The sequence below is a fragment of the Halalkalibacter sp. HAAS-P014 genome (genome assembly GCF_056619965.1).
The window spans coordinates 135,244-154,999 of sequence record NZ_JBWQTV010000010.1 but is presented as its reverse complement, the minus strand read 5'-3'; the positions used below and the strand labels follow the sequence as shown (position 1 = coordinate 154,999).

Below are 19,756 nucleotides of genomic sequence, written 5' to 3'. Positions count from 1 at the left end.
TAATAAAATTAGTGTCTTCAATTTGCTTTTTTGTATGTAAGAATGCTTTTGTGTTAGACAACATGACCGAACATGCCGAACACTTATTAAAATGAAACAAAGTTGAAGTGATCATCATACATGTATTAAACTGTGAAGAGATTAAAGGCCGGTATGAAAGAGCGAGTCAGCCTTACAATAGAGAGGATTGAACGAATGTTACACGAATTTACGATCAATGTACCGTACAAAACGGTTGAAACACTAGCAGATCAATTAAATGCAGCAGGAATTTATCACTTGTACTATGAATCACCAATTGACATTATTAAAGTTCAAAATGGATACGGTGTTGCAGAAAAAGCTGATGCCAATGTTGATTTGAAAATATATGCGAGCGAGTCGGAAGTTGATAATCTGCCAGAGTCTTATTTTAAGCTGATTGAGGAGACGCTTTCGATTTCCAAAGACAAGATCCAATACGATTCGCATAATGAAGATAGTTGGGAAGGGACGTATGATTTTGATGATATTGACCTGCAAAACGGCTGGGTGATCACTTATCCCCATTCAACCCAAACATATGAAGGGAAAAGGATCATGAAATTTGATCCACTAGCTGCCTTTGGCACAGGGTTGCATGAGACGACTCAAGGCTGTTTAAAGCTATTATTACCAAAGGATCTAACAGGCATGAACGTTCTTGACTTAGGGACAGGCTCAGGAATGTTGACGATTGCAGCATCGTTACTTGGCGCTCGTAAAGTAGTAGCCGTTGACTATGAACCGGTTGAACGCGAACTTCGCCATAATGCTGAGCTGAATGGCTTAACGAACGAACTAATTGTAGACCAAGCTGATCTTATCGATGGCGATTATACGATTGATGAACAGTATGGCTTAATTTTGATTAACATCGGTGCCGATGAAACGATGAACATCGTAAAAAAGCATGACCTTTTAAAGAATAGCAATGACTTTATGATCTCGGGTTTAGTTGAGTGGCATCTTGACCCATTAATCGAGCAATTTAGAGCAGGTGGATTCTCGATTAAGGAAAAAATTCAAATGAATGAGTGGGTTTCCATCCATTTTACGAAGTAGAACCGAGAGACAGAAGGTGATTTGGCCGGAAAATTCCTAATTTTGGCCGGATAAAGTAAAAATCCGGCCGGAATCCACCTCGATTTGACCGGAAAACGAAAGGAAGTGGCCGGAATCAACAGAATACCGGCCGAAAAAAGAGTTGTGCTCTAACGGTAGTCTTTCTCCTTATGTGTGCTCCTGAGCTTTGCTAGTGCGCTTTTGCGCCATGAACGCACCGTGTGCACAGAAACTTTGTATTCAGCAGCAATATCTGCTGGATTTTTGTCCTTTAAAATGGCCTCATGAACCCACGCTTTTTCACGTTCACTTAGATGAACTAAATAGTCTGCAATGATTTCGCTCTCAAGTGGCACCTCGTCAAAGTTGCTCTGAACCTGTTCGAATCCTTCCTCGTTGTAGCAATGTCTTTCGCTATACCTGCTCTCTTTTGTAAGAGTAGTCATCATTCTACCTCGTATGTAGGAGATGGCATAGGTGGCAAAGTTTCCTCTACTAGGATCGAAGTTTTGAAAGGCATCCCAAAGAGCAATACGACCAATTTGATAAAATTCATCATAATCTTTGTAGAGTCGTAATGCGATTAGTTGCTTTTTAATAGCTGGCTCAAACATCTGCAACACTTCTTCAAACGGTTTATCAACTATATTCACTTTATAATCTTCCTTTTAGAAAACGCGCTTTCTTGTGTATTCCGCCGGTAGTTATAAAATAGCTAGGAGTGGAATGTGGCGCACCTAACCGTTTCGACAAAAACTAGATTTGTCCACATAACGTTTTGTAAATCCTGTTAAGGGACATTGTTATAAAAAACGCAAACCAAAAAAGCAGTTTCATTAATAGTCCTTCAATTTATTGAATTTGCACTGGTACTCATGTTTTGTGTATCGTTTAAGAAGTTGAAATAGAAAGGATACCAACCTTATGGCAATATACTTATCAGAACAATTGGCTCAAGAAATTGTTGATCGAACGATGGCCATTCTTCCGTACAATATAAACGTGATGAATCAAGAGGGGCGCATTATAGGCTCAGGCGATAAAAAGCGAATCTCAACGAAACATGAAGTAGCTAGCTACGTTATACAGAAAAAAGAAACAATTGAAATTGCAACAATTGATACAGCGAATTGGCAAGGTGTGAAGGAGGGAATAAATTTACCGATTTTTTTTCAAGGAGAGGTGCTAGGGGTTGTCGGGATTACAGGAGATCCTGAAGAAGTAAGGGGCTACGGGCAGCTCGTGAAAGTGACGACAGAAATGATCATTGAACAATCCTTTTTGCAAAAACAGTTGCAACTAGACGAACGACTGAAAGATGAAATTGTTCATCAATTAATAAACGGAAGAAGGCTTGGTGAACAGTTGATTTTTGAAAAGGCACGTTCTCTCAAGCTTGACCTTACGATACCGAGAATCTGTCTAGTCTTAAAAAGCAAAGAGCAAAAGCTTGAAAAAAGCCAAAAGTTAGTGCAAATGGTTAACGAACTCAAGGACAAAGATGATCTTGTTGTAACGACATTTGCAGGTGAAATCGTGATTCTGAAAAAAGTCCGTGTGAAAGAATTGAACTTAGACCAAGAGTACACCCTCAACACGTTAAAAATTTGGCTTGCACAATTACATAGAATTGATCCGATGATTAAAATGGCTATTGGCAGTTATTATCCAACGTTTGAAGACCTCCATAAATCATACAAAGAAGCAAGAGATACAATGACAGTAGGTGAAAAACTTGCTCCTAATGAAATGCTTTTGCAATTTGAGAAATTCTCATTATATGTTTTTATGAATGAACTTGCGAATTCAATTGAGAACAGTTCCTTTCACCACGTTATAGAAAAATTAAAAGCAGAAGACAAAACAGGAGAGTTACAAAGGACACTTGAAGTGTACATCAATGAAAACGGAGGAGCAGCAAGTACGGCGACTGAGTTGTTTATTCACCGGAACTCGTTGCAATATCGCTTAGAAAAAATCAAAGAAATTACCGGGAAGGATCCAAGAAACTATAAAGATTTATTTGAATTATATCTGTCTGTGATGTTGGATACATTTGTTCGCGAAACAGAGTGATTTGTGCATCTGACTAAAAAGAATAGACTGCATTAACAGCATTTTTAGTCAGATGAATAATGATTAAGGTGTGGGGAGCGCTTACAATATGAAGTAGAAAGACAACAGAGGGGGAACTACAATGGATATTCAAGTAAGCGCTTTAGGTGCATTAGTTGGTTTGATATTAGCAATTATTCTTATATTTAGAAAAGTACCACCTGTCTATGCTTTAGTTGGTGGAGCGATGGTTGGTGGATTAGTCGGTGGAGCGTCGGTTACCCAAACGGTTGACCTGATGATGGGGGGAGCTCAAGGCATCATTCCGGCTGTCCTTAGAATTTTAGCTGCTGGTGTCCTTGCCGGTGTGTTAATAGAGTCTGGTGCTGCAGCTTCAATTGCTGAGAGCATCGTCAAAAAAATCGGTGAGAAGAAAGCGTTGTTTGCCCTTGCGATAGCGACAATGATTTTAACCGCTGTCGGGGTGTTTGTTGATGTCGCAGTTATTACGGTTGCGCCAATTGCTCTAGCGATTGCAAGCCGTGCAAATCTATCAAAGACTGCTATTTTACTTGCGATGATTGGTGGAGGTAAGGCTGGTAACATCATGTCACCCAACCCAAACTCAATCGCAGTAGCAGAGGCGTTTGAAGTACCATTAACATCTGTCATGGCGGCAGGTATTATCCCAGGTCTAGCAGGACTTGCTGTAACGTATTTTATTGCGAAAAAATTAGTAAATAAAGGATCAATGGTGAAGCTTGATGAAATTACACAAACAGATAATCAAAAGCTACCGGCATTTGGGTTAGCGATTATTGCACCACTTGTGACGATTGTATTGCTTTCACTGCGTCCGTTGTTTGATATAGTAATCGATCCAATGCTTGCGCTGCCGGCTGGTGGACTTATTGGTGCGTTAGTGATGGGAAAAATTAAGAACGTTAATACATTTATCATTTCAGGTTTAAATAAGATGTCTGGAGTTGCCGTGTTATTACTAGGAACAGGGACGCTTGCAGGAATTATTTCAAATTCAGGATTACGTAATGTCCTAATTGATGGCATTGAAGTACTAGGTTTGCCGTCATACGTATTAGCACCAGTATCAGGGATTTTCATGTCAGCAGCAACAGCTTCAACAACTGCTGGGGCAGCTGTAGCAAGTAGTGTGTTTAGTACAACGTTGCTTGAGCTCGGTGTAGCAGGTCTTGCCGGCGCTGCAATGATCCATGCAGGGTCAACAGTGCTTGATCACTTACCACACGGAAGCTTCTTCCACGCAACTGCAGGAAGTGTGCTAATGAATTTCCAAGAACGTTTAAAGTTAATTCCGTATGAGTCACTAGTTGGTCTTACTATTGCCATTATCTCAACACTCATATTCGGTGTATTTAAGTTGTTTTTATAAATAGGGGAGGCTTGTCGAAATGAAAATTGTCATTGCACCAGATTCATTCAAAGAGAGTTTAACAGCATTAGAGGTAGCAAATGCAATTGAAGAAGGACTAAAGGACGTGCTGCCAAATGCCGAGTATGTGAAAGTTCCAATGGCTGATGGTGGAGAAGGGACGGTGCAGTCACTCGTTGATGCAACGGGAGGGACGATTGAACGTGTTACCGTTACGGGGCCACTAGGAGAAAAAGTGGAGGCATTTTACGGACTTCTGGGCGACGGAAAAACGGCAGCAATCGAAATGGCTGCAGCTTCCGGAATTGAACTTGTTCCAATCGATAAAAGAGATCCGATGATTACAACTACGTTTGGAACAGGAGAATTAATTTCGATTGCGTTAGATCGAGGAGTCGAGCGAATTATTATTGGAATTGGTGGGAGTGCTACAAATGATGGTGGCGCTGGAATGGTGCAAGCATTAGGTGGGAAACTTCTTGATGCTGATGGATTGAGTCTTCCCTTTGGTGGAGGAACGCTCGGAAATCTTGCCCGCATTGACCTATCAGGCTTAGACAAGCGTCTGCAGGGTGTTCAAATTGATGTTGCATGTGATGTCGATAACCCGTTAACAGGGCCTAAAGGAGCTTCAGCCATTTATGGTCCTCAAAAAGGAGCAACAGTTGCACAGATTGAAGAGTTAGATGCAAACTTAGTTCATTATGCCGAAGTGATTAGACGCGATGTAGGCAAAGACATTAAGAAAGTTCCAGGTTCGGGTGCTGCAGGAGGGCTAGGCGCAGGATTGCTGGCATTCCTTCCTTCTGAACTAAAGCGTGGTGGGGATTTAGTAGTTGAAGCAACAAAGTTAGATGAAGCCGTTCGTGATGCAGCGGTCGTCATTACCGGAGAAGGTGGAATTAATCACCAAACGATTTACGGTAAAACGCCAACTTGTGTAGCGAAAACAGCCAAAGCATACAACATCCCAGTAATAGCTTTAGCGGGAAGTTTAACGCATGATTATCAGAATGTGCATGATCATGGAATTGATGCAGTATTTAGTGTCGTACCAGGAATCGTTACACTGGATGAAGCCCTGAAAAATGGCTATGAAAATACAAAGAATACAGCAAGAAACATAGGGGCAGTGATGAAATTTATATAAATAACAGCCTTGAAATAAAAGCTAGTGCATTTTCTGCACTAGCTTTTTGTTGCCTATGTATTGATTACTCAGCAAATAAATGTTTCCCGATTGTAAACTTAGGTGTTGTCCATTTAAAAATCCACTCAGATGTAGCAATTTTTGGATTGTAATAATATGTAGCGCCTTTACTTGGGTCCCAGCCTTTCCAAGCATCCTTTACAGCTCGGTAGGAAGTATTTGTTGGAGATAAGTAATATTGCCCGTCTTGCACAGCTGTAAAGGCATTGCGCTGATAAATGATTCCTTCGATTGTTGAAGGGAAATCCGGTGAATGCAAACGATTTTTAATGACGGCAGCCACTGCGACTTGTCCTTCATACGATTCACCTCGTGCCTCTCCATGAACGATTCGAGCCATTTTTTCAATTTCCAGTATTCGATATAGAGTATTTGGTCCTGCGATACCATCAGCTAATAGGTTAAAGTCTTGCTGCAGTTCTCGCACTGCATTTTCTGTTAGTGAGCCGTAATATCCAGTTGCATTCGTATGTAAATAACCTAATGCAATTAATGTTTCCTGTAATTCTACAACGCTCTGCCCATGATCCCCGTGCTGCAACAATTGTTCAGCTTTAGTGTCTTTAGGGAACAGCATAATGATCATGGTGCAGAGTGAAAAAAGTAGTATCATTTTTTTACTCAAGATAATTCCCTCCTTATAAACATACCCCTACCAATTCGACAAAAATAACAAAACTCCTACTTATGTTCTCTAAATTTGTTGACAAACTATTAAAATATGGAGCGAGATGAGTTGATTAGATGTATGAACGCTAGAAAAAGATTCCATGCTATACTATAGAGGTTAGAGTGAAGGAGGTAATCTTATGAAAGTAAGAACATGGAACTATCCGTTCTTCCTGCTGTTGGCAGTTCTTGTAGTTGTTACGACAGCTTGTGGAACGGAACAAGAACAAGAACAAGAACAAGAGCCACAGGCTGAGGAGACAGATGAAATAACTTATTTCCATGAGGTAGAAGAAAACCCGGTTGTTACGATAACGATGGAAAATGATGAAGAGATCACCCTTGAACTGTATCCTGAAGTCGCACCGAATACAGTTGCTAATTTTGTTTCGTTAATTGAAGATGGGTTTTATGACGGTTTGGTCTTTCATCGCGTCATCCCTGAATTTATGATTCAAGGTGGCGACCCTGAAGGAAATGGTACTGGAGATCCAGGGTATTCAATATATGGTGAATTTGCTGCAAATGGCTTTGAGAATGAGCTAACACATGAACGGGGTGTTCTTTCAATGGCAAGGAGTCATGATCCAGATTCGGCTGGTTCGCAATTTTTTATTATGGTGGAAGATTCAGCGCATCTAGATGGTGAATACGCTGCATTTGGACGAGTGCTAGAAGGAATGGACACTGTCGATGAAATTGTGCAAGTTGAACGCAATTCTGTTGATAAACCATTAGAAGATCAAATTATGCAAACCGTAACGGTTGATACAAAAGGGTTTGATTATCCTGACCCAAACATAGTGGAATAAAATAGGAACCTGCTTATGAGATTACTGCTCATAGCAGGTTTTTTTAGATTTTTGCCCGAGCCCGATTTTATAATTTTCGTCAAACTTGGTTGACTATTTTCGATAAAGGAGTAAAATGGAGATATAAAATAGTACGCATATGAACTATTTATATATAAACTAAAATAGGAAGTGTTTAAATGGATAAAAAAGTCGAGGCAATACTTAGTTCGTTTCGAGAAGTAAAGAGAGTAATATTCCAAGAGGTTTGGCAAAAGATGGACGGTGTGGTTGGCTTGCCACCTCAACAAAGTATGGTTCTACGCATAGTAGACAAATATCCCAAGATTTCGATAAAGGAGTTAGCTGACCGAATGCAAGTCGGGAAAAGTGCAATGAGTGGGATTGTTGACCGGCTAGTGCAAGCTGAATTTGTAGAGAGAAAACGTTCTGAGAACGACCGGAGATCAGTTCAAATAAGCGTGACAGCAAAAGGAGAAGCAAAAGCTAAAGAAATAGATGCTTTTCATGCTAAACAAACAACTGAACTAAGGTCAGTTTCAGATGAAGAGGTTTCCGAGCTTTTAGCGTTGCATCAACTAATTATTGAAAAAGTCCAAGGGGGCGAACGAACAAATGATAAACGGGAGTGATTCTAGCGCAGGTGAGATAAGAAAAGGCCCGATTTTCGCTGTGATGATGGTTGGAGCTTTTGTAGCGATTTTAAATCAGACGCTGATGGTTGTGGCTCTACCTGTGATGATGGAGGACCTACAAGTTACTGCTAGTACGATTCAATGGGTTACAACAGGCTACATGCTTGTAAATGGGGTGTTAATCCCAATTACGGCTTTTTTAATGGAACGGTTTACGACAAGGAAGTTGTTTATCACATCGATGGTGTTATTTGCTCTTGGAACGATTATATGTGCGATTGCACCTAATTTTCAATTGTTGTTAGGAGGGCGATTAGTTCAAGCGACTGGAGCCGGAATGATTATGCCGTTGTTCATGAATGTGATCTTAACACTCTATCCACCGGAAAAAAGGGGGGCGGCGATGGGAATGATGGGGCTGGCAATGGTGTTTGCACCTGCAATCGGTCCAACACTCTCAGGCTGGGTTGTTGAACATCACTCTTGGCGTGTACTCTTTTATATTATGATACCAGTTTCATTGATTGCGATCTTTGTTGGTTCAGTCTTTTTAAGAAATGTAACAAAGCTTACCTTTCCAAAAATTGATGTCTATTCGATTATTCTTTCAACATTTGGCTTTGGAGGAATTTTATTTGGTTTCAGCACTGCAGGAAGCCAAGGGTGGGGAAGTATAGAAGTTGTTTCTTCGTTTATGATTGGGCTGATTGCCCTTATTTTGTTTATTAAAAGACAAAATGATTCAGCTGTACCGATGCTTGACTTTGGTGTATTTAAATATAAGATGTTTGCTTTAACGCAAGTCATTCATATGGTTATTCAAATGACGATGTTTGGAGGTATGATCCTTCTGCCAATGTATTTACAGTCCGTCCGTGGATTCTCACCAATGGAATCTGGATTAGCGCTACTACCAGGCGCTATATTAATGGGGATTATGGCTCCTGTAGCAGGCTATATTTTTGATAAAATTGGTGCAAGAATGCTAGCGATTGTCGGGCTTATCATTACGACGATAACGACCTTTCAGTTAAGTATGCTAACAGAAACGACCACCTATTCCTATGTGGTGATTGTCTTTACAATCAGGATGTTTGGAATGTCGCTATTGAGTATGCCGATTATGACTCTGGGGCTGAATCAGTTGCCACAGCGCCTCAATTCCCACGGCACAGCGATGGCTAATACGATGCGTCAAGTTTCTGCAGCGATTGGAACAGCATTTTTAATTACGTTGATGACCAGCAGGGCAAATGGGTATTTAACTGAGTCACTTGATTCTCAAGGAGTTTCACCTGAACTGAGTGAGCAGCTGGCTGCAAGTGTTGCCCAGGGGACAGAGCCTGCAGCTATCACACCAGAGATTCAGCAGGCTGTCGATCAAGCTCTATTGCAAGGAATTGATGATTCCTTTCTTGCAGCTACAGCTTTGACAGTAGTGGCGCTCATTCTATCCACATTTATTAAACGTAAAGATCGCGTGGAAGAGAAGCAGGAAAAAGAAGTTGTTTTGGGATAGGGTAGGTCATGATAGAAATAGATAAATTGAATTCAGTATTTAGGTACCTTCTTCAGGTACCTTTTTCTGCTTGGTTAAAGGTTTTACAGTCTTTTTTTACTGTTTTTTTGTTTGGAATTATGGTTGTGATCGTGCTTTCTCTATGTATATAATACTAAATGTTGGACATTTTCACTATTTATTTGGGGGTTATTATGAGAAAAGGACTATTTTTGATTACGCTAGCTGGGGGATTACTTTTAACTGGTTGTGGAAGCTCTGATGTTGATAGCGAGCCCAATACGAGCGAAGAGGAAATTGAAGAAACAGCTAGTGAAGAAGTTGTAAATGATGACAGTCTAGCAGAAAGTGAAGAAGCTGGGGACGGAACTGAGCAAAGTCAGGACGGAAATACCTTAGAATTGGATGAGACGGTGACAGTAGAAAATTATGCTGAACTAACGTTAAAAGATTTAGAGTTTACGAGTGTGATTGAGCCTCCTAATCCAGATGATTTTTACTCATATTATGAAGTGGAAAGTAGCGAGAATATTTTCGTGAATACTGTAATGAATATAAAAAACTTACAAACCTCTGGCGAAAGTGCTGATCGTTTTGTAAGAGTAAAAGTAATTTATGACAATACATACGAATACAATACATTTTCAACAATCGAGCAAGGTGATGGAGCAGATCTTCAATATACGAATATCACCAATATTGAACCTTTATCTTCTGGGACGGTACACTTTCCAGCAGAATTGCCAAAAGAAGTTGCAGAGGATGATAAACCTTTAGAGGTAATCATATCAGCTGATGGAGTAGAATATTTTCACAAAATTAGATAGGTTCAAAGAGCTACATAATAGGGGGATACAAAAATGAAAAAAAAATTAGTACTTTCAGGATTGGGACTTATGGTTAGTTTTACACTTATAGCATGTGGTGGTTCAAACGAGGCGACTACTGAAGAACCAGCAGATGAAAGCAATGGCATTGAATCGACAGAAGAAGAAAGTGCGTTTGTTGAGGAGCTAACAAGAGAAGAACAAATTGTAGTTGATTTCTATGATGTATTTGCTTCAGATGACGAAGCGCAAGTAGAGGCATTTTTAACTGAAAACCTTCATAGTTTCATGGCAACGATTGCCCTTGCAATGTGGCAGGAACATACAGAGGAGGAACGTGTTGCTTGGAATTCGACTGTTGAAGTTCTTGGAAGTGTTGATATAGAGGAATATAACGGTGAAGTAGATGTCATTGCTGTTTTAGCTCTAGTAGACAACGAAGTAAACGAATCTGGAAAGCGTGAGATCATCCATGTATTCATTGAAGAAGATGGAAAACATAAATATGCGAATGAACTAGATTCAGCTGTTTTATCAGAGGATTTTGAAGAGATTCGTGAATTGTTTTAAGATAATATAAGGTGATTCCCCAAGCGAGGCAAGGCCTGTTTGGGGTTTTTTTGAACGAATTTTGAGGTATTTGCAGATTCATTCGATAAACTGATTGCCTTCAATGAAAATGGGAGATATCGTAAATAGAAAAGAACTGTTGATTGGATTTGAATGAAAGCGGTGGATACAAATGCGGCGTACAGCAATTGTGACAGGGACCTCAAGTGGTTTTGGATTACTTATAGCAATTGAATTAGCAAAGAGAGGGTTTAACGTACTTGCAACGATGCGAACTATTGAGAAAGCCACGGCTTTATACAGCGCTGCAGAAGGCAAAGGCGTACTCGATCGAATTAAAGTGTGGCCTCTAGATGTAACAGATCAGCAATCAATTAGTCAATTTAGTGAGCAAGTTCAGTTACTTAAACGAGTTGATTTGCTCGTTAACAATGCAGGCTTTGCATCGGGAGGCTTTGCAGAGGAAGTTGACATTGCTGACTACAGGATGCAATTTGAAACGAATGTGTTTGGAGTAATGGCTGTAACGCAAGCGATCCTTCCGAAAATGCGCGAACAACAAGATGGCAAGATCATCAATATTAGCAGCATTAGTGGACGAATTGCATTTCCAGGTCTTTCACCTTACGCTTCCTCTAAACATGCGTTAGAAGGCTATACAGAGAGCTTACGTTTGGAAATGAGGCCGTTCGGTGTGCAGGTGGCTTTAGTGGAACCAGGCTCTTATAAAACAAATATTTGGTCGTCTGGAATGAAGGTGTCAGAAAAGTCCTTACATGAGGCATCTCCATACTATGCGTATATGAAAGGCATCACAAACAGGTTAGAATTAGGGAAAAAGAAGCACGGAGACCCAAGTGAGGTGGCGAAGCTAATTGCTACTCTAGCAGACACGCTGAAACTGAAAAAGTTACGTTATCCAATAGGAAAAGGACTTAAAATAACTTTGATAATGAAGCAGGTCATACCGTGGGCGTGGTGGGAGAAGATTGTGCTTCTAATGTGTGGGCGAAGGTAGAGAACATCGTCAGTAAGGGTACATAGAAAAAACAAGGGAGAAATGTAAATGAATAAACTGATCAAGTTTTTTTCACTTATGGCCTTTTTATTGTTGTTGTCAGGTTGTGTCAAAGGGGACTTTCACATCACAATTAATAGTGATGGAAGTGCCGATATAGTAGTAACGATGGGGCTTCAAAATGATATATATAGAATGGCTTCGATCCAAGGAGACCCATTTTCTGACATGAAAGAGGAACTTGAAGTAGAAAAATTTGTCATCTCCAATTACTCTGATGATGAAATAACCGGATTTCAAGCGGTTAGATATTTTGAAGATATTCGCGAAGTTGATATGGGTACGTTCGCTGACGGCGAACAGGAAAGTCCGATCAAAATTGAAGAAGAGAAGGGATTTTTCCAGACAACTTACCGAGTTAGTGGTCGGTTTAATATGAGTGATATGATTGAAGGAGAGGGCGAAGAATTTGCGCGAATGTTGGCAAGTCAAGCAGAGTTTACGTTCACGCTCACATCACCAGTTGAAATAGAAGTTCATAATGCTTCGAATGTTGATGAAGAAACGAACACATTAACATGGAAGTTACTCACAGGTGATGAAAATGAGGTGATGTTTGAAGCGAAAGTACCAAATATAACAAATATTGTTATCGTTGTAGCAGCAGTGTTAGTAATTGTTGCAGGAGGGGTTTTTGTTTTAGTGAGAAGAAGGGGTATGAGACAGGATGGATAGTTTGAGGATAAGTTAAGTCTGCACTAATGTGTAGGCTTTTTTGCGTGCATTCTTTATAGGAGTGTTAAAAGGGGAGGGGAGAGGAGAGGGGTTTTGTAACTAGAAATTTTGAAGGAATATATTTGTATACAAAAATGTATACATGTACACAATCGGTAAACTTGTTGTATACATTATTGTAAACTTGTATACAAAGTGGTATATATCCTTTATTTACAGTATGTGTACAAAAAAGTACACAAGTATACAAAAATGAATACATGTGTACGTAAATGAATACAACTTAAGTATCATTGACGAATCTAGCACCCTACTATAATCTTAATAGATAGAAAAATTTAGTAACTATTTTTAAATGGAAAGGTATGATGTTAATGAGTAAAACAAGAATTGCTGCAGTTGATGTAGGGAATGATTCGTTAAAGGCGATTTTTGGTAAGTCTGACTATGAACTGAATATCCCAAATGTTATTGCAAGAGATATAGAAGATCGCCCAGTTATTGGAATAGAAGATTTAAATGAGAAAGACCCTCTAGAAGGAATACATATTCGTGTTCACTCCCCTGCCCTGCTAGAGAACAATGTAATTTATCGTGTTGGAAACTTGGCGACAAAGAGTAATAATCCAAATGAGCTTGATCCAGGCAGTAGCAAATCTGAAGAAGATCAAACATTGGTTATGCTATTTGCTTCCATCGCATTAGATGCTGTAAGAGATGAAAACGCTGATACATTCAAGAAAACAAATAATGTAATTGATGCCAGTTATACACTAGGAACAGGATTGCCACTGCGTGAAGTAAAAGAAGGGAAAGATGTCGGTTATCGCTCGCAGCTATTAAGTTCAGTTCATCAAGTTGAATTTTTAGTAACGCCAAAGTACCAAGGAATAAAAGTAAATATTAAGTTCGATGAGGTGAAGGTATATCCTGAAGGATTTGCTGCCTACATTAACTTAGTCATGGATAATAATTTGAACATTATCAACAGAGATTTAGTGGATAAAAGTATCTTAATTCAAGATATTGGTGGTTTATCCACAGACATCGCTGTTATCAAAAATCGTAATGTCGATGATGATAAGGCGCAGGGGTTTAACTTAGGTGTAGCTGAATCTCTTGAACAAATTCGTGAAGAAATTCGTTCGAAGCATGGAGTTGAACTTGATAGTCGTCGTGATGTAGTTGATATTATTACGAAAAAACAAGATCGTAATCATATTATGGTACGAGGAAGTCGGACAAGCGTTCATGATATTACCGATCGGATTTTATTGGAGCTGGCGAAAAAACAATACCGTCATTTACGTAACGTATGGCAAAAGAACTCACAAACAGAAATTTGTTATTTTGTTGGTGGGGGCGCAATGGTATTAAAGGATTACTTAAAAACGTTAAACAATAGTTTAGATGGCTATAATATCGGTTTCTTTGAAGATGAAAAAGAGAGTATTTGGATGATGGCAAATGCTTATTACAAGTTGATTTCTGCTTTTGCAAAAGCAAAAAATGGCGATCCCAAAGATAAAGATAAAGATAAAGATAAAAAAGCTGTGAAAAATTAAGAAGCTGAAAAAAGAGGAACTAGAGGGGCACTTCAAAGGGAAAGAACACCCTTTTTCAGTGCTTCTAGAACTAGCCTTTTCAGCAATCGCTATAATAAGGTGATTTTATGAGTATAAAGGGGACGACTGGAATTCAGAGGGGACAAGCGATCACATTTCGTATCCCTTCTGATACGCCAGATCACTTACTTAAACAGCTCCAAAAATTAAAAGAAACAGAAAAACGTAATTTTTCAAGTAAAATGGCTGAATTTGCATTAGAGGGAGTTAGCAAATCGTTAACGAAAGATCGCGAAACGGTTACGATTCCTTTGCCAAAGCAACTGAGTAAGGAACAGCGCAATTGGCTGCGCCATGCCCATTCAGAAGCTTTGCTTGGGGCGATTGTGTATCAATTGTTGAGTGATCCAGTTAGGGCGACCTCAGTACTGGCTTCGCTTACGAGTAATGCAATTGATATTGATGACGCTCTTTATTTGCAAGAAACAGAAGCTTTTTTGAAAGATGATGCTGTACAGTCGCGCAGTCAGGCTATAAGTGATCATGAGGAAGAATTATCAAAACAGGCTACGGATCCTGATGATAACGATAATTTAGACGATGACTTAATGAATTTTGATTGGGAACAGGCGATGCAGCAGCATGCAGTGACTGCAGAGGAAGATGCAGTCGAGGAAGAAGAAGACGCTGAAGATTTATTAGGTGGATTTTTAGCGAGAATGAATAAATGAATTAAGCCAAGGACCAGGTGTAAAACATCTGGTTCTTTTTGTTGATAAGAAAGCAAACCTGTGTGTTTAGAGAGCAATTGATGCGCGTGATACTGCAATAAACAGTTAGAGATTTTTATGGCTTTTTATGTATGGATTGACACAATGTCACGAATAGTAAGAAGTGAAAATAATTCAAAAGACAGTGTAGATGTTACAGCATGAGAGGAGTTTCAGGATGAGTTTGACAAAGAAAATTATTATCGCCCTTATTTTAGGGGTCGGTGTCGGAATTGGATTTAACATTTTAGCACCGAATGTATTTGTTTCTGTGGATGAATATGTTCTAACACCATTAGGTCAACTTTTCTTAAGGCTCATTACAATGTTAGTTGTACCACTTGTTTTCTTTTCAATATCAATAGGAACAGCTGGAATGGGCGATCCGATAAAGCTTGGAAGGATTGGTTCAAAAACAATTGGATTTTATCTCATTTCAACCATGTTAGCTCTAAGTATTGCAGCGACTGTAGCATTAATTATTCAGCCCGGCCAAGAAGGGTTAATGGGAGAGATTCCAGTAGAGGAAGTGGATGTAGTCGAAGCTCCACCAGTGATGGAGACATTACTTAATATCATTCCAAGAAACCCGATTGATGCGATGGCGACAGGACAAATGTTACAAATTATCGCATTTGCGATTTTTGTTGGAATTGCACTTGCGAGGTTAGGTGATAAAACAAAAGGGGTCTTTAGTCTATTTGAGCAAGGAAATGAGATTATGATGTACCTTGTCACTTTGGCGATGAAGCTTGCTCCATATGGGGCCTTTGCGTTAATTGCGTCTGCATTAGGAAAACAAGGATTAGAAGCATTATCCTCAATGGCAATGTACATGTTTTGTGTCATTCTCGCTCTGATTTTACACGTTGTTATCGTTTACTCGAGTACGGTTTATTTCTTGGGAAAAATGAATCCACTGAAGTTCTTCAAAGGGTTTTTCCCTGCAATGACAGTTGCGTTTAGTACATCAAGCAGTAATGCAACTCTGCCGATTTCGATGAGGACGGCCCAAGAAAACTTAGGGGTTTCTAGAAGGATTTCGGGTTTTGTGCAGCCACTCGGTGCAACGATTAACATGGATGGAACTGGGATCATGCAGGCAGTAGCAACAGTTTTTATTGCGCAAGTATTTGCTATTCCACTTTCTCTAGGGGATTTAGTTACTGTAGTATTAACTGCAACGCTTGCAAGTATTGGGACAGCTGGGGTGCCAGGTGTAGGAATGATTATGCTAGCGATGGTCTTGCAATCTGTTGGTTTACCAGTTGAAGGGATTGCCCTAGTACTTGCAGTAGATAGGATTCTTGATATGCTACGTACAGCTGTTAATATTACAGGAGATGCAGCGTGTGCAGTCTTTATTGACAGAACTGAAAATGGCCCAGTCGATAGGGCTGAATAATAGCATGTAGTTCCACCACTGAAACATGATCTTCGGTGGTGGAGTTTTTTTATGAAAGTTAGTAAAGTAGAATGAATTTTTAAATTCTAAATGTTTCGGTTATTTCCGCTATTTTTCTACAAGCTGTTTTGAATATATGTTATAGTGATAATAGCTTTATTGTAAACGGATACACACGCCTCATATAAAGAAGGATACAGTATAATAAACGTGGGAAATTGCATGCTGATTTTAGCTGTAATTTCCTTTTTAAAACAATGAAGCCGTTTGACAAAGGGGTTTTTTAGTTGTTATGGTAAATGGTAGGCTGGTTTTTAGAACTTAAAAGCGTGCTAGTTTCATAGTTAAGACACTTCAAAATCTATCTGAGATGGAGGGTATCTACACATGCCGAAATATATCACGAATATTGATAAGATTGATCAAATACCAGAAGATAAAAAAGAAATTTTAAAGAAAATTACAGAGAAGTATGTTTTCCGTGTCAATGACTATTATTTGAATTTAATTAATTGGGAAGACCCGGAAAATGATCCAATATATAAATTAGTTATTCCGAATGAAGGTGAGTTAAAGGAATACGGTAGATGGGATGCATCAGATGAAGACACGAACTATGCTGTACCTGGCTGTCAGCACAAGTACTCAACGACCGCATTATTAATTTGCTCTGAGGTGTGTGGTGCGTATTGTCGTTATTGCTTCCGTAAGCGTCTTTTCCGTAACGATGTAAAAGAAGCGATGTCTGATGTGGAACCTGGCCTTGAGTACATAGCAAACACACCGGAAATCAACAATGTCCTCTTAACGGGAGGAGATCCTCTTATTCTAGCAACGAAGAAGTTACGTATGATTATTGAGCGTTTGCGTGAAATTGACCACGTGAAAATTATTCGTATTGGGTCGAAGCTTCCAGTTTTTAATCCGATGCGTATTTATGAGGATGAAGCATTGCTGGAGTTAATTAAAGAATACTCAACGCCAGATAATCGCATTTACATTATGGCGCATATTAACCACCCAGTTGAAATCACAACTGAGGCAAAACGTGCGTTTAAAGCGTTGCATGATGCCGGAGCAATAGTTGTGAATCAAACACCAGTGCTAAAAGGGATTAATGATGATTCAGATGTATTAGCTGAATTACTTGATAAATTATCTTGGGCAGGTGTGACACCATATTACTTCTTCATCAACCGTCCAGTAGCGGGCAATAATGACTTTGTTCTTTCATTAGAAGAAGCGTATCAAATTGTTGAAAAAGCAAAGGCAAAAACGTCAGGCTTAGGGAAACGAGTTCGTTTATCAATGAGTCATACGTCTGGAAAAATTGAAATTTTAGCGATTGAAGATGGCAAGGCATATTTGAAATACCATCAATCAAGAGATAATAATTACGGTAAATTCATGGTGCTAGACTGTCCAGAGGGTGCTGCGTGGTTTGATGACCTTCCAGGCAATGAACAGTACTGGAATGCGCCAAAGAAAAAAACAGAAGAAGTTGTCTCAGTAAATGAACTTCCAGATATGCCACAGAAGAAAAAGCGTATAGTGCAGGTCTAAGGATGTAACTTGAAGAAATTAAGAGTAGGGAGCAAATAATTGTTATTTGTATCCCTGCTTTTTTAAGGGACGCTATAAATCGGTAAAGCTATCCAATAAGCTTAATGCTGTTTACTATTTTCTGAATAGACCCTATAGTCGGAAGTATAACAATAAACTTACGATTTAAAAGGGGGCAGAATGATGATTGATTTTATCCGTGTAAGATCGTTGATAATAGGTGCAGTTGCCGGAATTCTTATTGGGGTTATGGGGATAGCTATTGGTACGTAACATTGAAACTGTGAAAGGACACTCGTGCTTAACTTCGATAATCTATCAGTATCAAAAGAACAGGCACAAATCTCTCATGAAGAAATTCGTGCCTGTTTAAAAATAAGATGCTGTAAAACAAGGTTACTTATTTATGACTGCTTTCTTTACATCTTCTTCTTTCTGCCAATGTTCAACATTTTTCAGATTAGGGATGGAATCAGCATAGAAGACAGGGTTTTTCCCTTCTTTACGTTGCTTGCTGTAATCTGAAAGGGCAGCAATGGCAATTTTACCTAAGAAAAAGATAACAATAATATTCATTAAGGCCATGAGTCCCATCGTAAAGTCAGCCATATCCCATACGAGTGCAAATTCGGCTGTTGCTCCGAAGAAGACCATACCGACAGCAGCTAAACGATAGATAAAGATAGATGTTTTGCTTTTTTTAATAAATTCGATATTTGTTTCACCATAATAGTAGTTCCCGATAATTGAACTAAATGCAAACAAGAAAATAGCAATCGCAATAAAGATGCTAGCCCATTCCCCTATTTGGGCGGCGAGGGCATTTTGAGTAAGTTCAATTCCGATAGCTCCAGAAGTAAAGTCTCCTGATAGTAAGATGATAAAACCAGTTGCACTACAAATAAGTAATGTATCAACAAATACACCGAAAGCTTGAATCAATCCTTGTTTTGCGGGATGACTAACATGTGCAGTCGCCGCTGCGTTTGGCGCACTACCCATACCAGCTTCATTGGAGAAAAGACCACGCTTAATTCCCATCATTAAGGCTGCGCCGACACTACCACCGACAGCTTGCTCAATGCCAAATGCGCTTTCGAAAATTAGAATGAACATGCTTGGGATTGCTGGAATGTTCATGATAATGACGATGAAAGCAACGCCTAAATAAATAAGGGCCATAATTGGTACAACAGTCGATGTAACCTTAGCTACACGTTGTACCCCACCGAAAATAACAACAGCAGTTAAAATTGCAAGGAAGATCGCGACAACGGACGTACTAATATTAAAGGCACCATTCATAGCTAAGGAGATTGTATTTGATTGAACCGAGTTAAAAACAAGTCCAAAGCAAAATGTAATTAAAATGGCGAAGATAATTCCAAGATATCTCTTGTTTAAAGCTTTTTCCATATAATAAGCAGGACCACCACGAAACCCTTCTCCGTCTTTCACTTTATAGATTTGCGCAAGCGTACTCTCGATAAATGCAGTTGCAGAACCTAAGAGGGCAATGAGCCACATCCAAAAAATCGCTCCAGGACCTCCAAGAGCAATAGCTGAAGCAACCCCTGCTAGGTTACCAGTTCCTACCCTTGAACCCGTACTAATGCAAAAAGCTTGGAAACTAGATATTTTCTTTTTTTCAGTTTTTACAGTATCTTTATCCGTAAGTAGACGGAACATTTCACCAATGTATCTAAACTGAACAAAGCGAGATGCAACCGTGAAATAAACTCCGGCTAAAATGAGCAAGGCAATTAACAAGTAGCTCCAAAGAATATCGTTTCCAACCGAAACGACGCTTTCAATCAATGATGTCATAAACTTCTCTCCTCTGTGTATTCTTGCTGACTTCATGCAAGCTCAAAACAATGAGCGATTAACTATTCTATTATATTAAGAA

At 39.4% G+C, this 19,756-nt stretch carries 18 protein-coding genes; 15 read left to right on the top strand and 3 right to left on the bottom strand.

Going from position 1 to position 19,756, the window contains the following annotated elements:
* The first annotated feature begins 195 nt into the window (after positions 1 to 195).
* Positions 196 to 1,083: a 50S ribosomal protein L11 methyltransferase gene (locus AC1FXZ_RS08315; protein WP_480052481.1), complete on the top strand. Its 888-nt coding sequence runs from the start codon at positions 196 to 198 to the stop codon at positions 1,081 to 1,083.
* A 149-nt stretch (positions 1,084 to 1,232) separates the two neighbouring features.
* Here the strand turns inward: AC1FXZ_RS08315 and AC1FXZ_RS08310 are convergent, their stop codons facing one another.
* A complete protein-coding gene (locus tag AC1FXZ_RS08310) occupies positions 1,233 to 1,736 on the bottom strand; it encodes a sigma-70 family RNA polymerase sigma factor (RefSeq protein WP_480052479.1) in 504 nt (167 codons plus the stop codon).
* Positions 1,737 to 2,007: 271 nt separating this feature from the next.
* Here AC1FXZ_RS08310 and AC1FXZ_RS08305 point away from each other — a divergent pair, with 271 nt between their 5' ends.
* From AC1FXZ_RS08305 to AC1FXZ_RS08295, 3 genes are all read left to right on the top strand, one after another.
* Positions 2,008 to 3,159 (top strand): CdaR family transcriptional regulator, encoded by a 1,152-nt coding sequence (locus tag AC1FXZ_RS08305; protein ID WP_480052477.1) that lies wholly within the window; start codon positions 2,008 to 2,010, stop codon positions 3,157 to 3,159.
* A gap of 121 nt (positions 3,160 to 3,280) precedes the next feature.
* Positions 3,281 to 4,549, top strand: a complete 1,269-nt coding sequence (locus tag AC1FXZ_RS08300; protein ID WP_480052475.1) for a GntP family permease — start codon at positions 3,281 to 3,283, stop codon at positions 4,547 to 4,549.
* Between the two features lie 19 nt (positions 4,550 to 4,568).
* Positions 4,569 to 5,699: a glycerate kinase gene (locus tag AC1FXZ_RS08295; RefSeq protein ID WP_480052473.1), complete on the top strand. Its 1,131-nt coding sequence runs from the start codon at positions 4,569 to 4,571 to the stop codon at positions 5,697 to 5,699.
* Positions 5,700 to 5,763: 64 nt separating this feature from the next.
* On the opposite strand, the gene AC1FXZ_RS08290 is transcribed toward AC1FXZ_RS08295, so the two are convergent.
* Positions 5,764 to 6,384, bottom strand: a complete 621-nt coding sequence (locus AC1FXZ_RS08290; protein WP_480052471.1) for a cell wall hydrolase — start codon at positions 6,382 to 6,384, stop codon at positions 5,764 to 5,766.
* A 184-nt stretch (positions 6,385 to 6,568) separates the two neighbouring features.
* Here AC1FXZ_RS08290 and AC1FXZ_RS08285 point away from each other — a divergent pair, with 184 nt between their 5' ends.
* The 11 genes from AC1FXZ_RS08285 to AC1FXZ_RS08235 all read left to right on the top strand — a co-directional run bounded on the left by AC1FXZ_RS08285 (position 6,569) and on the right by AC1FXZ_RS08235 (position 17,847).
* A complete protein-coding gene (locus AC1FXZ_RS08285) occupies positions 6,569 to 7,240 on the top strand; it encodes a peptidylprolyl isomerase (RefSeq protein ID WP_480052469.1) in 672 nt (223 codons plus the stop codon).
* A 179-nt stretch (positions 7,241 to 7,419) separates the two neighbouring features.
* Complete coding sequence (locus AC1FXZ_RS08280) at positions 7,420 to 7,872, top strand: MarR family winged helix-turn-helix transcriptional regulator (RefSeq protein ID WP_480052467.1); 453 nt, start codon at positions 7,420 to 7,422, stop codon at positions 7,870 to 7,872.
* Entirely contained in the window at positions 7,856 to 9,394 is a 1,539-nt protein-coding gene (locus AC1FXZ_RS08275; protein WP_480052465.1) for a DHA2 family efflux MFS transporter permease subunit, read from the top strand. The genes AC1FXZ_RS08280 and AC1FXZ_RS08275 overlap by 17 nt, the downstream gene beginning before the upstream one ends.
* A gap of 194 nt (positions 9,395 to 9,588) precedes the next feature.
* Entirely contained in the window at positions 9,589 to 10,221 is a 633-nt protein-coding gene (locus AC1FXZ_RS08270; RefSeq protein WP_480052464.1) for a hypothetical protein, read from the top strand.
* 33 nt (positions 10,222 to 10,254) lie between these two features.
* The gene (locus AC1FXZ_RS08265; protein WP_480052462.1) at positions 10,255 to 10,791 is read left to right on the top strand and encodes a hypothetical protein; all 537 of its coding nucleotides are present in this window, start codon (positions 10,255 to 10,257) and stop codon (positions 10,789 to 10,791) included.
* A gap of 172 nt (positions 10,792 to 10,963) precedes the next feature.
* Entirely contained in the window at positions 10,964 to 11,809 is an 846-nt protein-coding gene (locus tag AC1FXZ_RS08260) for an SDR family oxidoreductase (RefSeq protein WP_480052461.1), read from the top strand.
* A gap of 48 nt (positions 11,810 to 11,857) precedes the next feature.
* A complete protein-coding gene (locus AC1FXZ_RS08255; RefSeq protein ID WP_480052459.1) occupies positions 11,858 to 12,544 on the top strand; it encodes an LppM family (lipo)protein in 687 nt (228 codons plus the stop codon).
* Between the two features lie 374 nt (positions 12,545 to 12,918).
* Complete coding sequence (locus AC1FXZ_RS08250) at positions 12,919 to 14,109, top strand: Alp7A family actin-like protein (RefSeq protein WP_480052457.1); 1,191 nt, start codon at positions 12,919 to 12,921, stop codon at positions 14,107 to 14,109.
* Between the two features lie 107 nt (positions 14,110 to 14,216).
* On the top strand, positions 14,217 to 14,840 hold the full coding sequence (locus AC1FXZ_RS08245) for a hypothetical protein (protein WP_480052455.1): 624 nt from the start codon (positions 14,217 to 14,219) through the stop codon (positions 14,838 to 14,840).
* A 217-nt stretch (positions 14,841 to 15,057) separates the two neighbouring features.
* On the top strand, positions 15,058 to 16,284 hold the full coding sequence (locus AC1FXZ_RS08240; RefSeq protein WP_480052453.1) for a dicarboxylate/amino acid:cation symporter: 1,227 nt from the start codon (positions 15,058 to 15,060) through the stop codon (positions 16,282 to 16,284).
* A gap of 387 nt (positions 16,285 to 16,671) precedes the next feature.
* A complete protein-coding gene (locus AC1FXZ_RS08235) occupies positions 16,672 to 17,847 on the top strand; it encodes a KamA family radical SAM protein (protein WP_480052451.1) in 1,176 nt (391 codons plus the stop codon).
* 396 nt (positions 17,848 to 18,243) lie between these two features.
* Here AC1FXZ_RS08235 and AC1FXZ_RS08230 read toward each other — a convergent pair whose 3' ends face one another.
* On the bottom strand, positions 18,244 to 19,674 hold the full coding sequence (locus AC1FXZ_RS08230; RefSeq protein WP_480052449.1) for an alanine/glycine:cation symporter family protein: 1,431 nt from the start codon (positions 19,672 to 19,674) through the stop codon (positions 18,244 to 18,246).
* Between the last annotated feature and the right edge of the window lie 82 nt (positions 19,675 to 19,756).

Bases quoted from the DNA above. Each gene is read 5' to 3' on its own strand.
- AC1FXZ_RS08315 (WP_480052481.1), top strand. From the start codon at position 196: ATGTTACACGAATTTACGATCAATGTACCGTACAAAACGGTTGAAACA.
- AC1FXZ_RS08305 (WP_480052477.1), top strand. From the start codon at position 2,008: ATGGCAATATACTTATCAGAACAATTGGCTCAAGAAATTGTTGATCGA.
- AC1FXZ_RS08300 (WP_480052475.1), top strand. From the start codon at position 3,281: ATGGATATTCAAGTAAGCGCTTTAGGTGCATTAGTTGGTTTGATATTA.
- AC1FXZ_RS08295 (WP_480052473.1), top strand. From the start codon at position 4,569: ATGAAAATTGTCATTGCACCAGATTCATTCAAAGAGAGTTTAACAGCA.
- AC1FXZ_RS08285 (WP_480052469.1), top strand. From the start codon at position 6,569: ATGAAAGTAAGAACATGGAACTATCCGTTCTTCCTGCTGTTGGCAGTT.
- AC1FXZ_RS08280 (WP_480052467.1), top strand. From the start codon at position 7,420: ATGGATAAAAAAGTCGAGGCAATACTTAGTTCGTTTCGAGAAGTAAAG.
- AC1FXZ_RS08275 (WP_480052465.1), top strand. From the start codon at position 7,856: ATGATAAACGGGAGTGATTCTAGCGCAGGTGAGATAAGAAAAGGCCCG.
- AC1FXZ_RS08270 (WP_480052464.1), top strand. From the start codon at position 9,589: ATGAGAAAAGGACTATTTTTGATTACGCTAGCTGGGGGATTACTTTTA.
- AC1FXZ_RS08265 (WP_480052462.1), top strand. From the start codon at position 10,255: ATGAAAAAAAAATTAGTACTTTCAGGATTGGGACTTATGGTTAGTTTT.
- AC1FXZ_RS08260 (WP_480052461.1), top strand. From the start codon at position 10,964: ATGCGGCGTACAGCAATTGTGACAGGGACCTCAAGTGGTTTTGGATTA.
- AC1FXZ_RS08255 (WP_480052459.1), top strand. From the start codon at position 11,858: ATGAATAAACTGATCAAGTTTTTTTCACTTATGGCCTTTTTATTGTTG.
- AC1FXZ_RS08250 (WP_480052457.1), top strand. From the start codon at position 12,919: ATGAGTAAAACAAGAATTGCTGCAGTTGATGTAGGGAATGATTCGTTA.
- AC1FXZ_RS08245 (WP_480052455.1), top strand. From the start codon at position 14,217: ATGAGTATAAAGGGGACGACTGGAATTCAGAGGGGACAAGCGATCACA.
- AC1FXZ_RS08240 (WP_480052453.1), top strand. From the start codon at position 15,058: ATGAGTTTGACAAAGAAAATTATTATCGCCCTTATTTTAGGGGTCGGT.
- AC1FXZ_RS08235 (WP_480052451.1), top strand. From the start codon at position 16,672: ATGCCGAAATATATCACGAATATTGATAAGATTGATCAAATACCAGAA.
- AC1FXZ_RS08230 (WP_480052449.1), bottom strand. From the start codon at position 19,674: ATGACATCATTGATTGAAAGCGTCGTTTCGGTTGGAAACGATATTCTT.